The sequence below is a fragment of the Janthinobacterium kochi genome (assembly GCF_051380715.1).
In the GTDB taxonomy this organism is placed as follows: domain Bacteria; phylum Pseudomonadota; class Gammaproteobacteria; order Burkholderiales; family Burkholderiaceae_D; genus Janthinobacterium.
On record NZ_JBNYXO010000008.1, the window covers coordinates 96,050 to 110,262 of the forward strand.

Consider the following 14,213-nt stretch of genomic DNA (forward strand, 5'->3'; position numbering starts at 1 on the left):
GAGAGCACACCATGCTGTTCGACCCCCATCCGCCGCTGTGCGACGACCCCAAAATCGATATCCTCGGCCAGTTCTCCTGCAACGCCGATTTCCAGAGCAGCGACCGGGACACGCTGCAACAGTTGCCGCTGCCCGGCGTCATCATCTTCGTGCACGGCGTCAATTCCGATGGCGAGTGGTATGCGGCGGCCGAAAAAGGCTTGTGTCAGGGACTGAACCAGCGCCTCAAGCGCAACTGCGAGCACATCATGCATCACGGCGTGGAAGGCGGCGAACTGACAGCGGTCAATTATGGCGACGAGATCTCGGCCGAAGGCTTTCTCAACCCGGAAATGTCGGCCGATACCTTGATCCGCGATGCCGGCACTTTTTCTCCTGTGATCCGTTTTCGCTGGGGCTACAAGGCTTCCGGCGAGGAACTGCAGCAATACGGCAAGGGCATCTACCTGAACGAACAGGATTACTGGGGCGGCGGCCCGTTTGCCAATGGCTGCAGCGCGCTGGCCGACTTGTGGAAGGACGGGCTGAGCGAGGGTTTATTCTTGTGGAACACCATCCAGCACATGAATCCCTTCCCGGAACGGCAAGTGTACAGCTGCCCGCCGCGAGCGTATTTCGTGCTGGCCGCCTATCGTTTGGCCAGGCTGGTCGAAGCCATCCGCCAGCAGCAGGCCGACGTGCCCGTCACCATCGTGTGCCACAGCCAGGGTACGATGGTGGCGATGGCGGCCGCCTTTCTGGGCGCAAACCTGCCCAAGGTGAAGGACAATTTTCCCTGCGTGGCCGACAACTATGTGATTTGTAATTCACCGTACAGCTTGGCGAAAAGCAATAGCGCCGAGAACTGGGTGGCCAGCAATCTGCGTGCGGCTGACGGCAGCACGGGCAGGGTGACGGTGCAGGCGCGCATAGCCACCTTGAAAAACTTCTTTGCCATCATCGGCCAGCGCGCCAGCTTGGGCGAGGCGCAGACAGACGAGGAAATCGACCGCTGCATGGCCAACGCGCAGCACGGTTTTTCCGCCGCCAAGGATCGTGAACAATACGGGATTGCCGGCGCCGCCCGGGGCGGCAAGAAATCATCGTATGGCAGGGTGACCATCTATTGCAATCCGCACGACGTGGTGGTGTCGTCCGTGGCCATCGAGGGCATCGGCTGGCGCGGCCTGTCGGGTTCGCTGGCCAAGGACAGCAAGGACGGTGGCGAGCTGGCGGCCACCGAGGCCGCAGGCGTGTGCGTGCAGCGCGTGTTTGCCCAGGGGTTTGAGGTAGGCAAGCAGGGCAGCTATCACTACTGGAGCGATCACTGGCGCAAGCCTGCGCCGGGCGGCAAGGACTTCTGGTTTCCGGCGCAGAAATATGCGTCGTATTCCATCAAGCAGGGCGTCGAGGCCAGCGAGGGCGCCTTTTCCACCATCCTGACGGTCGGGTTTGCGCCTTTGTTTATCGTGGCAACGGGCCTGGCCCGCAGCCCTTGCAATGCCTCGCCCCACAAAGACTGGAAAATCGAACTGAGCGCCCCCGACTTGGCTCTGCCCTTCAAGCCGCAGTCCTTGCGCTTTGGCCAGACAAGCGAGCAATTCGACGAAGGCTACGAGCCGCCCGGCGAATCGCGCCAGGCCGGCAAGCAGCGCGCTGCCGGCGACGATTTCTTTGCCGATCATGCCATTCCGCCCGGCGGCCTGCAGGGGCAGGCGGCGAAAAGCGAAGCCAAACGCATGGACAGCGCGAGGGGCACGGCCGATGACGAGGCGCGCCTGCGATTCGAGCAGCGCGCGGTGATACGCGCCCAGGCCGTACGGGAAGGGAAAAGTCCCGCGGGCCAAAAAGTGCAGCAGGAAATGCCCAACGCCACGCCCGACGCCGAATACCAAGCATGGCGCAGCACGCGGGTAGAGGAAATGATGTCCTGCCAGGCCGGCGCCTATGCCACCGACCATTCCACCATCTTGACCAACCCCATGCACGCGGAGCGGGCGCTCGCGTATGACGTGGCGGTGGGCGTGTGCCGCATCAAGGCCGACCAGTTGCGCAAGTTGCGGGTGGCGGCGGATTGGAGGTTGTTGAAGGCGCTTGATGATAGTGACTCTGCAAAGACTTTTAAAGAGTACTTTGCCAAAGCGACACGTAACAAGATGACTGCCTCAGTGTGGGTAAAAGAGTCTGAAGAAGCCAGTCTTCATGAAAAAATTATCGACATACGTGAAAACCCTGCGCGGGATCCCCGGCCTACGTCTGGAGAACTGGCTCACGATTGATGTCATGCGATTTACCGGTTTGTATAGAGCAGATCCTTCTGCAACAGCCTTTTTATAGATGGAGCATTGAGCATGTTCAAAACTATTTTTCTTTATGCGTCCCTCGGATTTCTGGTCGTATTCCTGCTGGCCGCCTGTTCCCATTTTCGTTCGTCGCCTGCTACCTTGAGCAGTACCGTTAGCACCGTACCTGAGGTTGATAAGCGGCCTTACATGGCTCAAGTAGTTGGCTTGCAATGGCTTAATCCACTACAGCGGAAGGACTATCCGACGCAATGGCAATTGCTGTGGACTTTGGGGCTGGCACAACCAAATCCGAACGATGAGATGGTCAGGGAAAAGCCTGAAAAATATTCCAAACTGCAAAGCATTGCGTCTATTGCTGTTGGAAATAATGGTTCTGAAACCTTCCGCGGCTACCACCATAAATATATCGAAGATATGTATGATCGTTTTCATGGAGTGTATTACTCCGACCCAGAGTACTTCTACAACGTTCACTCTGCTGAAAATAGATCGCGCTGGCGCGAGCTTGCAGGCATTCACATTGAGTATGCGCTACCTGAAGGCAAGCTCGACCCTGTGGAAGCAGCCAATTTCGTCCGGGAATATGTTGCCGATATTTTTAGCATCGGCAACCCGAACTTCCCCACCCTCTGGACCCGCTCCACCCCACCTGACGTCCGCGTCACCACGGGCGGCCCCAACGCCGGTTTTACTTCACTTTCCGCCGCGCTCGACTATCTGCAAACTCACCCCAAGGAAACCGTCTGGGTCATGAACTGGGATGCGCCCAGCCGGCCCCTGGACAGACAGATCAACGAAAACCTGGTGCTGCTGGTGCTGGCCGGCCCCGACTTTAAAACGGAGCGGGCGCCGCTGGCGTGGCTAGGGTATCCGAGCACGAAACAGGCGGCGGATTTTGAAGCCAAAAAGGGCGAACCGCCGCGCCTGGTGCAGGCGTGGATGGCGGCCATCGAAGAGGCTGCGGCGAAGGCCAATCAAGCCGAGACCGGGATCGGCTATCTGATTCACGACGCGGGCAATACGCACCAGGATTCGTCCGCTCGGCTCGGTGCGCTGGCGCAGACGCTCACCCTGCAATTGCCGGAATTCGATTTCCTCAAGCAAAGCTTCAATCTGACCGCCGTGCTGGGCGAGACAGGCGCGGGCACGGCCCTGACGAACGTGGCGCTGGGCATCGCCTACGCGCACCATTTCGGGAAACCCGTGCTGGTGGCCGGCACCAGCGACCTGTCCGCGCCCGTGGCGCTGGTGGTGGCGCCGCCGGCCGTGGTGCGGCCGATCCAGCCCGGCAAGCCATGGTTCCGCGCGCGCAGCGGCAACCATGCGTATCTGCCCTGGTGGGGCTTGCGCCACGATGCGCGCGAGTATTACCAGGGGTTCTCGCAATGAGGGCGCTGATCGCGGTTCTCATGTCGCTTTTGCTGGGCGCGTGCGCGACGCCGCCATTGCCGGAGACAACAGTTCCACGCAGCGGTCCGTTTATGGCGCAGGTGGTGGGGCTGCAATGGCTAAACCCATTACAACGCAAGGATTACCCTACTGAATGGCAATTGCTATGGACCTTGGGGCTGGTGCAGCAGAATCCAGGCGATGAGATGGTCAGGGAAAAACCCGAGAAATATACCCGGCTACAAAGTATTGCCTCTGTCGCGGTTGGAAATGATGGTTCTGAAACGTTCGATGGTTACCATGAAAAATACATAGCGAAGACTCTTAATTTAATTCATGACGTGTACTACTCCGATCCAGAGTATTTCTACAATGTCCACTCGACTAAAAACAAGTCCCGTTGGCGCGAGCTTGCAGGCATTCACATTGAGTATGCGCTACCTGATGGCAAGCTCGACCCTGTGGAAGCAGCCAATTTCGTCCGGGAATATGTTGCCGATACTTTTAGCATCGGCAACATCCACTCTCCCACCCTCTGGACCCGCTCCACCCCACCCGACGTCCGCGTCACCATGGGCGGCCCCAACGCCGGTTTTACCTCCTTGGCTGCCGCGCTCGATTACCTGCAAAGCCATCCCAAGGAAACCGTCTGGGCCATGAACTGGGATGCGCCCAGCCGTCCCCTGGACCGGCAGATCAACGAAAACCTGGTATTGCTGGTGCTGGCCGGCCCCGACTACAAGACGGAGCGGGCGCCGCTGGCGTGGCTAGGCTATCCAAGCAGCAAGGCTGTGGCGGATTTTGAAACCAAAAAGGGTGAACCGCCGCGCCTGGTGCAGGCGTGGACGGCGGCCATCGAAGAGGCTGCAGCGAAGGCGAACAGGCGCGATAGCGAGATCGGCTATCTGATCCACGACGCCGGCAATACGCACCAGGATTCGTCCGCACGGCTGGGCGCGCTGGCGCAGACGCTTACCCTGCAATTGCCGGAATTCGATTTCCTCAAGCAAAGCTTTAATTTGACCGCCGTGCTGGGCGAGACGGGCGCGGGCACGGCCCTGACGAACGTGGCACTGGGCATCGCCTACGCGCACCATTTCGGTAAACCCGTGCTGGTGGCCGGCACCAGCGACCTGCTTGCCCCCGTGGCGCTGGTGGTGGCGCCGCCGGCCGTGGTGCGGCCGATCCAGCCCGACAAACCGTGGTTCCGCGCGCGCAGCGGCAACCATGCGTATCTGCCCTGGTGGGGCTTGCGCCACGATGCGCGCGAGTATTACCAGGGGTTTTCGCAATGAGGCGTTTTACCTATTCAAGGAGAAGGGCATGCGTGGCGTGATCCGTTTGAACGACCCCACCAGCCATGGCGGCAAGGTGGTGGGGGCGGCGCCGAACAGTACGGTGCTGGGCGTGGCCGTGGCGCGCAAGGGCGACCCTTGCGTTTGCCCGATAAAAGGCCATGTGCGCTGCGTGATCGCCGAGGGCGATCCGCAGGTGCTGATCGATGGCGTGCCCGTGGCCTTTGATGGTCACAAGACCAGCTGCGGCGCCAGCCTGATGTCTACCGTGGGCAACAGCGGGCGCGGTTAGGCCAGGCTGGCGTCGATGGCCGTGCCCAGCTTGTCGACGATTTCATCGACGTGGCTGGCGGCTATGATGTAGGGCGGCGCCAGCAGGATGTGGTCGCCGTGCAGGCCGTCGATGGTGCCGCCCATGGGATAGCACATTAGTCCATTTTGCATGGCTTGCGCCTTGATGCGCGCGTGCAGGCGGCGGGCCGGGTCGAACGGCCGTTTGCTGGCGCGCTCCTGCACCAGTTCCAGGCCCAGGAACAGGCCGCGGCCGCGGATGTCGCCCACGTGCGGATGGCTGTCGAAACGCGCATGCAGCTGCTCCTGCAGCAAGTCGCCCATGGCGCGCACATTGGCCAGCAAATCGCGTTCCTCGATCTGCCGCTGCACGGCCAGCGCGGCGGCGCAGGCCGTGGCGTGGCCGATATACGTGTGGCCATGCTGGAAGAAGCCCGTGCCGGCGCGGATGGTCTCGCGGATGTCTTTTGACACCATCACGGCGCCGATAGGCTGGTAGCCGGCGCCCAGGCCCTTGGCGATGCAGATCAGGTCGGCGGTGATGGCTTCCTGCTCGCAGGCGAACAGGCTGCCCGTGCGGCCCATGCCGCACATGACTTCGTCGAGAATCAACAGGATGCCGTGGCGCTGGCAGATGGCGCGCATGCGCGCAAAATAGCCGGCCACGGCGGGCAGGGCGCCGGCCGTGGCGCCGACGACGGGTTCGGCGATGAAGGCCATGACGTTGTCCGCGCCCAGCTCGGCGATATGGTCTTCCAGCTCCTGGCCCAGGCGCGCCACGTAGTCGCCATCCGTTTCATGCGCCTGCTGGTCGCGCCAGGCATAGCAGGGCGACACATGGGTGACGCCAATCAGTAGCGGCTCGAACTGCTGGCGGCGCCAGGCATTGCCGCCCGTGGCCAGCGCGCCCAAGGTATTGCCGTGGTAGCTCTGGCGGCGCGCGATGACGTGGCGGCGCTGCGGCTGGCCCCGCTCGACGAAATACTGGCGCGCCATTTTCAACGCGCTTTCCATCGCTTCCGAGCCACCTGAGACGAAATACACGCTGTCGATGCCGGCTGGTGCCCGGGCGACGAGGAAATCGGCCAGCTGCTCCATCGGCTCGGTGGTGAAAAACGCGCTGTGCGCGTACGCCAGCGTGGCAATCTGCTGCTGCACGGCGGCAATGACGGCCGCATCCGCATGGCCGAGGCAGGACACCGCGGCGCCGCCGCAGGCGTCCAGGTAGCGTTTGCCGTTTGCATCGATCAGGTAAGGGCCATCGCCGCCCGTGGCGACAGGGTAATTGGCGGTCAGGCTGCGGTGGAAGACATGGCTCATGGGCATCGCTTTCTTGTCGGCAAGGGGGATGGCCGAGTATAGGATGCGCCGCGCTGCAATGCAACGTTTGATGTATTTGCTTTTAACTTACATCATTTGATGTTTTTGCGTAAGCGCCCAGCGCCCGTAATTGTTTTTCCGCCGCGCCGATGGCCGTAACGGCATCGGGCCCCGCGCGCGCCACCAGCAATTCCACCAGGCTTTCCACGGCCGCGATGCCGGCCACGATGGAAGGGAAGAAAGAGGGGCTGTCGATGGCGATGACGATGCTGGCGTCGGCCTGCAGGGCCAGCGGCGACATGGCGCTGTCGCTGACGGCGACCACCTGGCAACCAGCCTGGCGCGCCGCCTGCGCCACCAGCACTGCTTCGCTCGAATATGGCGCGAAGCTGACCACGACGACGGCCTCCCCGGCCTGCAGGGCGCGCAAATCCATTTCCAGCGTGCCGCCCTGGCCGCTCAGCAGCTGCACGCTGGGGCGCAGCAGCCGGTACAGGTAGTGCAGGGTGTAGGCGATGGGGTGGGCGGCGCGAAAGCCCGCCACGTGGACGCGGGGCGCTGCCTGCAGCAGGCTGGCTGCCGCATCCAGGGCGGCGTGGTTGGCGCTTTCCGTGGCGGCCAGGTTGCGCTGCTGCACCGTGAATACTTCGGTGACCAGGTCACCGTCCTTGCCGGCCAGCGCGCCCGCCTTTGCCGCGTAGCCGCTTGGCCCCGCGCGCAGGCGCTCGACGAAGATGGCTTTGAGTTCCGGCCAGCCGGCAAAGCCCAGTTGCTGCGCCAGGCGTACCAGGGCGGCCGATTGCACCTGGGCGCGCGCGGCGATGCTGCGCATCGACGACACGGCCACCTCGTCCGGATGGTCGGCCAGGTAGCGCGCGCCGGCCTGGAATTGCGGGCTCAGTTCCGCATGGCGCGCCTTGATCAGGTCCATCAGTGCCGCATAGGAGTGGGGTGTCGCTGCCTGCATCGCCGTGCCTCAGTTAATAGGTTGCGGCGATGGTACAGGATTCGTCAGCGCGCCGGTAGCGGCAAGCCCTGCGCCAGCGCGGCCGTGCGCGGACGCAGGCGGGCAAACAGGTGCGGCCCGGCTGCTTTGCGGCGCGGACCCGTCGTCAGCACGCGCAAGGCGGTGGGCAGCGGCACGTCGTGGCAATGCAAAAACAGGGCGGCGGCGCCCGTGCCGGCCATTTCCTGCAAGGCTAGCGCATGTTCGACCAGCGCCGCCGTGCGCATGTCGAGCCGCACGGGGATATCGGGTTGAAATAATTGTGCATCGACGTGCCGTGCATCGCGCATGCTGTCCCCGCCGGGTTCGCTAGTCAAGCTGCCAGCATAAAAGCGCCCCGGTTGCGCCACTTTGCGCCAGATCACTCCAATGTCGGATAGATTCCTCAATGCAAAAAAAGCGCCAACCGTTGCCGGCGGGCGCTGAAACCCTCGCAAGGAAGAAAGGGGGATAGGCTAGTAACTCCAGCGTACCGACAAACCGACGACCTTGTCATAGCGCCGCACATCGCGCACATAGTCCGGCGTGTCGTGGTAGTCGCGGTAGGTCGAGTCGAGCAGGTTGTTGGCGTCTAAAGTCACCGTGGTGTGCGGATTGAGTTTGTACGACACCGACGCGTCCAGGGTTTTCGTCGGCGCCACGGTCAGGTGGATGCCCTTGCCGCGGTAGTTGTAGTCGTCGACGTACTTGTCGCGCCAGCTATAGGCCAGGCGCGCCGACCACGCTCCCTGTTCGTACAGGCCGACGAGATTGGCCGACCACTTCGACATGCCCGTGAACGGATGTGCGCTGCCATTCAATTCTTCCAGCTCGCCCGTCATGTAGGTGGCGTTGGCTTGCAGGCCCAGGCCGCCCAGCCAGCCGGGCAGCTTGTCGTAGAACTGCTGGTACGCCATTTCCAGGCCTTGCAGGTGGCCCTTCGAGGTGTTGCGCGGACGCGTGATGTCGTACACGATGCCGCCATAGGTTTCCTTGGCCGAACCGGACAAAATGTAATTCTTGAAGTTGTGGCGGAACACGGTGGCCGTGACGGAGCCTGTCTGCGCGAAATACCATTCCAGCGCCACGTCGAGGTTCTTGCCTTCCACGGGTTTCAGGTCGGGATTGCCGCCGCTGCCCGTCGGGCGCACCATTTCCAGACTCTGGCCCAGGCTCACGCCCGGGTTGAAGTCGGCGAAGTTGGGGCGCTGCACGGCCTTGCCAGCCGTCATGCGGGCGATCAGGTCCTGGCGCAGCATGGCTTTCAGGGTCATGCTGGGCAGCACGTCCGTATCCGAGGTTTTCACGCGCACCGGCGTGACGATGCCGTTTTGCGAGGAATTGCCTTGCAAGTCCTGCTTGGTCTGCACCACGCGCACACCCAGGGTGCCGTCGACCGGCACTTGCGCCAGGTCAAAGCCGATGCGCATCTTGCCATACACGGCATTGGTTTTTTCCACATCCTTGTAGTGGGTCATCGGATCGTCCGGGCTGCGTTCGCTGCTGCCCGTGAACAGCTGGCGCAGCACGCCCGTGTTATTGAGCATGAAGTCGCGGCATGGCGTGAGCCAGCTTTGCAGGCCGAAGTTGCCCGTGTTGTCGTGCGAGGTGCATGCCAGGCCGGGCAGGGCATCGGCGGTCATGGTCGACGTCAGCCCGCCCTGGCCATTTTTTTCGCGGATCGATTCGGCCTTGCGCTTGGCCATGCGCACGCCACCCGAAAATTCGCGGAAGAAGCCCGTGCTATCCATGTCGTACGTGGCATCGGCGCGCCAGTCGGTCGAGCTGCCTTCGTCGTGGCTGTGGTTATCGTAGAAGCCGAGCAGGGTGTAGTTCTTCGGGTCCAGCATGTTGTAACCGGGGTAGCTGATTTGCGCGCCGCCGTTGACGTTGGTGCTGCCGATGATGCTGGTCGGATGGGCGAGGAAGTCGAGGATGGGGAATTCGCGCTCGAAGTTGCTGACCGTGCGCGCCAGTTCCGTCGTGGCGCGCAGCTGCGGCGTGATATCCCAGCGCGCGCCGATGGCGCCTTGCGAGCCGATCGAGCGGTCGCGCCGCGCCTGGGTCGAACCGAGCGTGAATGGCGACCATGGGCCATCGATCTTGCCCACCGTGGCCGCCTGGGTGGTGCCGGGGATCAGGGTGATGTCCGGATTCTGGCCCCAAGGCAGCGAACCGACGAAGAACTGGCTGTCGAAAGCGTGCTTGATCAGGGTCGACATGCCTTCCGCATACACTTCCACCTGCGAGTTCGGGCGCCACTGGAAGGCGGCATTTGCCGCGTAGCGCTTGCGGTCGCCCACGGTCGGGATCATGCCGACGGAATCGGGGCCCGTGATGTTGCCCGCTTCCGGGCGCTTGACGGGTTCGGCGTTCCAGATCGTCTCGTCATAGTATCTGCCGCGCTGGTAGGACAGGCCGAGCAGGGCGCCGAATTCGCCGTACTGCGTCTTCCAGCGGTTCGAGAGCATGCCGCTGACGTTCGGGTCCGTCGAGCCGGACTTGTCGCGGTGCTCGGCGCGCACGTTGCCCGATGCCGTGAAGCCCTTGAAGTCGAACGGGCGGTTGGTGCGCACGTCGATCACGCCGGCCGTGCCGCCTTCGACCATGTCGGCGCCCTGCGATTTGTATACGTCCACGCGCTGCAGCATGGCCGTCGGAATGTCGGCCAGGTACAGGCTGCGGCCCACGGAGGTGAACATTTCACGGCCGTTGAGCAGGGTCACGACGCCAGGCAGGCCGCGGATGATGACAGTACCGGCCTCGCCGCCTTCGCGGCGAATCTGCACGCCCGTCACGCGGCCGAGGATTTCAGCCACGTTCTTGTCGGGGAATTTGCCGATTTCATCGGCGACGATGGAGTCGACCACCTGATCGTTGTTTTTCTTGATCGTCTGTGCGCTTTGCGCGGCGCGGCGTACGCCCGTGACGGCCACCACGGCGATGCCGCTGTCGGCTGGTGCCGCCGCCGGCGCTGTTTCTGTCACTTCTGCCGCCGGTGTCTCCACGGCGGGCGCCTGTTGCGCCCAGACGGAAGCGCTGCTCAGCAGGCCCGCGCCGGCCAGCGCGGCCACCGTGGCCTTCAAAGTCAGCCGTGTGTTTTGCTTGGGCGTGCGGGTACCCGTTTCCATCAATTGTTTCATCTTGTCTCTACCTGTATTTTAGTTATGTTGAGAACGCTGCGGCAGTCGCCGCCAGAGCTGGAACTTGCTCAGAAACATGGTAGATGGGAATGACTTTGCCCCACAAATGACTTCTTTTGCGATGTCAATACCAATTCCGGTATCCCTGCTGCATTCATGCGCCCTGGCGGTGCACCGCGCGTTGTTGAATCCGGCGCGCGCGTTGCGGGCGCTTCACAAGAGGTGTCAGGCGGCGCAGGGCGCGGCGCTGTGCGCCAGCCAGGTCAGGAAGTGCGCCTGCGGCATGGGGCGGGCAAAATAGTAGCCCTGCAATTCATCGCAGCCGGCGTGGCGCAGCACGTCGGCATCGGCCGCGCTTTCCACGCCCTCGGCGGTCACCGTCAGGCCGAGGGTATGGCCCAGGCCGATGATGGTTTTCGTCACCGCCAGGTTTTGCGGCGAACCGTGGATGTCCTGCACGAAGCTCATGTCGATTTTCAGCTTGTCGAGCGGGAAGCGGCACAGGTAGTTCAGGCTCGAATAGCCGGTGCCGAAGTCGTCGATCGACAGCGCAAACCCCAGCGCCTTGATGGCATGCAGGGTGGCGATGGTGTCGTCCACGTTGTCCATCAGGATCGATTCGGTCAGTTCGAATTCGATCTGTCCTGGCGTGACGGGAAAGTCGCGCAGCACTTCGCGCAAGGTGGCCACCAGGGTACCGCTTTTCAACTGGATGGCCGACAGGTTGATCGACACGGCGATATCGCCCGTGCCTGACTCGCGCCAGGCCAGCTGCTGGCGGCATGCTTCGCGGATGACCCACGTGCCGATGGAGACGATCAGGCCCGATTCTTCGGCGGCGGGTATGAAGCTGTCGGGCGCGATCAGGCCGTGCTGCGGATGCTGCCAGCGGATCAGGCTTTCCACGCCATTCAGGCGGCTGCTCTTTGCATCGATGCGCGGCTGGTAATACAGCACCAGTTCCTGCCGCTCGATGGCGTGGCGCAGATCGCTTTCCAGGTGCAGCTGCTGCAATTGCTGCTCCTGCATTTGCGGCGTGAACATGCGCGCATGGTCACGCCCGCCGCTCTTGGCCTGGTACATGGCCGCATCGGCGTGGCGCATCAGGGTATCCATGTCGTCGCCGTGGTCCGGATAGATGGCCACGCCCACGCTGCACGAGACATACAGCGCGCTGCCCTCCACCTGGTGCGGCTGGCGCATGGCCGGTATCAATCGCGTGTCGAGCAGTGCGGCGATGGATGCGGCGTCGCCGATGCCGTTGAGGATGACGACGAATTCGTCGCCGCCCAGGCGGCTGACGGTATCGCCCTCGCGCACCAGCTGCAGCAAGCGCGCCGAGACCGATTGCAGCAGCGCGTCGCCCACGTGGTGGCCCAGCGCGTCGTTGACGTGCTTGAAGCGGTCCAGGTCGACGAACAGCACGCCCACTTTTTCTCCGCTGCGACGCGCCTGCGCGATGGCGGCCGCCAGGCGCAGTTTCGACACGTGGCGGTTCGTCAGGCCCGTCAGCGCGTCGTGGTGGGCCATGTGCTCGATCTGCCGCTCGCTGGCCTTGCGTTCGCTGATGTCGAGCGAGCTGGCGATGAAATGCGTGGTGACGCCATCGAGGTCGCGCACGGCGTTCATCACCAGCCAGGCCGGATAGCTTTCCATCGACTTGCGCTGCACCCAGATCTCGCCCTGCCAGTAGCCGCGCCGCGCCAGGGTCTGGCGCAGGCTGTCGAGCTGCTCATGGCTGTTTTGCGGCGACAGCAGAAAGGTCGGGCGCTTGCCGATCAGCTCCACCATGTCGTACAGCGAATGGCGGCGGAAGGCCTGGTTGACAGTGATGATGCGCATGTCGGCATCCATCACGATCAGGCTTTCGGCCGATGCCTCGAAAACCTTGGCCCACAGTTCCAGGCGCGATTCCATCAGCTTCATCTTGTTGATCGGCGTGAAGGTCGACAGCACGGCGCTCTGGCCCTGGTAGTCGATCAGGCGCGCCGAAATCAAGGCCCAGGTGGGCGTGCCGCCGCCGCTCCAGCACACCTCGAATTCATCGACGGCGCCCAGGTCGCTCAAGCGCTGAAAAAAGCGCGAACGGGCTTGCGGATGCATGCCGCCCACCCACGGGTCCAATTCCAGGCCACCCTGCCACGCGTGCGCGGCCTGGTTCGCGTGCAGCACCTGGTGATGCGGGATTGAGGTCACCATCAGCGGGATGGGAATGGCGTCAACCAGCTGGCGCTGCGCATCGGCCGCGCTGGCGCGCGCCACGAGTTCCTGCTGCGCCATGCGCTGGAAGTCGAGCTGCTGCAGCATGGTATTGAAGGCGCGCACCAGGCGACCCGTTTCGTCCTCGCTGTCCCAGATGGCGCGCAGGCTATGGTCGCCCGTTTCGCGCACTTCCTGCGCCACGCGCGCGAGGCGGCGGATGGGCAGGGCGATCTGCCGCGCGACGAAAAACACCAGGCCCAAGATCATCACCAGCAGCAGCACGGCCGTGCCCAGGTGCAGCCACATGCGCGTGAAAAAGCCGTCCACGCGCAGCTGGATCAGGCGGTGCAATTCGTTCTCCGCCGCGCGCCAGGCACGTTGCAGGGCTGCGACGGCCGCCGCATCATGCCTTGCCAACGCCGCGCTGCCCGCCGCATGGACAGGCGCGCCGGCCAGCGCCTGGGTACTGGCGCGTAACTGCGCCACGGCCTGCTGCAGGGCCGCGCGCGAGCCGTCCAGGTGCTGGTGCAGCAGCGGCGTGCTGGCCGCGAACGCCTCCGTGTAGTCGCTGCCGATACCGCCCATGGTGGCGTCCATGCGCCCTTCCAGGATCAGGAACTGGGTCTGCAGGCGCTGGTGCTGCATGCCTTGTGCCGTGGCCAGTTGCAGGGCCAGGGCGCGCGTGCTGTTGATTACTTCCAGCAGCTCGGGAAAGCGCAGTATCACCAGCGACATGGTGTAGTAGCTGTCCAGGTCCGGGTCGAGGATCAGGTTCGACTGATTGCCCACCCGCGTGAGCAGTGCGCGCCCGGCAACGAAGACGGGCGAGGGCGCGATGCTGTCGTCTGGCGCAGCGGGAGTGCTACCGGCCTGGCGCAGCAGGGCGGCAAATTGCGCATTCAGTTCGGCGCTACGCATGCCCGCGCCGAAGCGGCGTTCGGCCTGCTCCACGGCCGCCGCTTGCGCGCCCGGTTGCAGCGTAGTCCGCGTCAGCGGTAGCAGGGCATCGCGGATGGCGGCGATGTAGGCATTGCCGGCCATTTCCTTGCGCGAGAAATCGATGGCGATGTATTTTTCGTTGATGAGGATGCTGGAAATGAAGATGACGGCGGACAGATCGAGCAAATAGATCAGCGCCAGTTTGCGCCCTACCGTCAATTTCCCGATCATGCGCGAGATTCTGCCCACCATGCGTGTACCACCTTCTCGTCAGCCAAGTTTGTGTTTTCTTATGAGCAATTTTCATGCCCGAATTTACAAGCTTGCAAGGGGGCTTTTGCACCATGCCGGTGCGTGGCTGGAT

The 14,213-nt window shown here is 63.2% G+C and carries 9 protein-coding genes; 4 read left to right on the forward strand and 5 right to left on the reverse strand.

Features of this window, described 5'->3' with window-relative positions:
- Positions 1-11 precede the first annotated feature (11 nt).
- The 4 genes from ACQ4WL_RS18075 (at position 12) to ACQ4WL_RS18090 (ending at position 5,261) form a co-directional block, all read left to right on the forward strand.
- Positions 12-2,258 carry a T6SS effector phospholipase Tle3 domain-containing protein gene (locus ACQ4WL_RS18075; protein ID WP_436510981.1) on the forward strand — a complete coding sequence of 749 codons (2,247 nt, stop codon included), beginning with the start codon at positions 12-14 and terminating at the stop codon, positions 2,256-2,258.
- A 72-nt stretch (positions 2,259-2,330) separates the two neighbouring features.
- Positions 2,331-3,674, forward strand: a complete 1,344-nt coding sequence (locus ACQ4WL_RS18080; protein WP_436510982.1) for a hypothetical protein — start codon at positions 2,331-2,333, stop codon at positions 3,672-3,674.
- Positions 3,671-4,969 (forward strand): hypothetical protein, encoded by a 1,299-nt coding sequence (locus ACQ4WL_RS18085; protein ID WP_436510983.1) that lies wholly within the window; start codon positions 3,671-3,673, stop codon positions 4,967-4,969. Before ACQ4WL_RS18080 ends, ACQ4WL_RS18085 begins: the two co-directional genes overlap by 4 nt.
- A 28-nt stretch (positions 4,970-4,997) precedes the next feature.
- Positions 4,998-5,261: a PAAR domain-containing protein gene (locus ACQ4WL_RS18090; RefSeq protein ID WP_099379104.1), complete on the forward strand. Its 264-nt coding sequence runs from the start codon at positions 4,998-5,000 to the stop codon at positions 5,259-5,261.
- Here ACQ4WL_RS18090 and ACQ4WL_RS18095 read toward each other — a convergent pair.
- The 5 genes from ACQ4WL_RS18095 to ACQ4WL_RS18115 all read right to left on the reverse strand — a co-directional run bounded on the left by ACQ4WL_RS18095 (position 5,258) and on the right by ACQ4WL_RS18115 (position 14,080).
- Positions 5,258-6,580 carry an aspartate aminotransferase family protein gene (locus tag ACQ4WL_RS18095; RefSeq protein ID WP_436510984.1) on the reverse strand — a complete coding sequence of 441 codons (1,323 nt, stop codon included), beginning with the start codon at positions 6,578-6,580 and terminating at the stop codon, positions 5,258-5,260. The two genes, ACQ4WL_RS18090 and ACQ4WL_RS18095, sit on opposite strands and share 4 nt — an antisense overlap.
- An 82-nt stretch (positions 6,581-6,662) precedes the next feature.
- Positions 6,663-7,547 carry a MurR/RpiR family transcriptional regulator gene (locus tag ACQ4WL_RS18100; RefSeq protein ID WP_436510985.1) on the reverse strand — a complete coding sequence of 295 codons (885 nt, stop codon included), beginning with the start codon at positions 7,545-7,547 and terminating at the stop codon, positions 6,663-6,665.
- A gap of 44 nt (positions 7,548-7,591) precedes the next feature.
- Positions 7,592-7,876, reverse strand: coding sequence for a hypothetical protein (locus tag ACQ4WL_RS18105; RefSeq protein WP_133250812.1), 285 nt, complete (start codon positions 7,874-7,876; stop codon positions 7,592-7,594).
- 165 nt (positions 7,877-8,041) lie between these two features.
- On the reverse strand, positions 8,042-10,708 hold the full coding sequence (locus tag ACQ4WL_RS18110) for a TonB-dependent receptor (protein ID WP_436510986.1): 2,667 nt from the start codon (positions 10,706-10,708) through the stop codon (positions 8,042-8,044).
- A 225-nt stretch (positions 10,709-10,933) separates the two neighbouring features.
- Positions 10,934-14,080 (reverse strand): EAL domain-containing protein, encoded by a 3,147-nt coding sequence (locus tag ACQ4WL_RS18115; protein ID WP_436510987.1) that lies wholly within the window; start codon positions 14,078-14,080, stop codon positions 10,934-10,936.
- Positions 14,081-14,213: the final 133 nt, after the last annotated feature.

What these genes read in the sequence shown, in the direction of transcription:
- ACQ4WL_RS18105 (WP_133250812.1), bottom strand. Translation starts at nt 7,876, where the DNA reads ATGCGCGATGCACGGCACGTCGATGCACAATTATTTCAACCCGATATC.
- ACQ4WL_RS18110 (WP_436510986.1), bottom strand. Translation starts at nt 10,708, where the DNA reads ATGAAACAATTGATGGAAACGGGTACCCGCACGCCCAAGCAAAACACA.
- ACQ4WL_RS18075 (WP_436510981.1), top strand. Translation starts at nt 12, where the DNA reads ATGCTGTTCGACCCCCATCCGCCGCTGTGCGACGACCCCAAAATCGAT.
- ACQ4WL_RS18085 (WP_436510983.1), top strand. Translation starts at nt 3,671, where the DNA reads ATGAGGGCGCTGATCGCGGTTCTCATGTCGCTTTTGCTGGGCGCGTGC.
- ACQ4WL_RS18095 (WP_436510984.1), bottom strand. Translation starts at nt 6,580, where the DNA reads ATGAGCCATGTCTTCCACCGCAGCCTGACCGCCAATTACCCTGTCGCC.
- ACQ4WL_RS18090 (WP_099379104.1), top strand. Translation starts at nt 4,998, where the DNA reads ATGCGTGGCGTGATCCGTTTGAACGACCCCACCAGCCATGGCGGCAAG.
- ACQ4WL_RS18100 (WP_436510985.1), bottom strand. Translation starts at nt 7,547, where the DNA reads ATGCAGGCAGCGACACCCCACTCCTATGCGGCACTGATGGACCTGATC.
- ACQ4WL_RS18115 (WP_436510987.1), bottom strand. Translation starts at nt 14,080, where the DNA reads ATGATCGGGAAATTGACGGTAGGGCGCAAACTGGCGCTGATCTATTTG.
- ACQ4WL_RS18080 (WP_436510982.1), top strand. Translation starts at nt 2,331, where the DNA reads ATGTTCAAAACTATTTTTCTTTATGCGTCCCTCGGATTTCTGGTCGTA.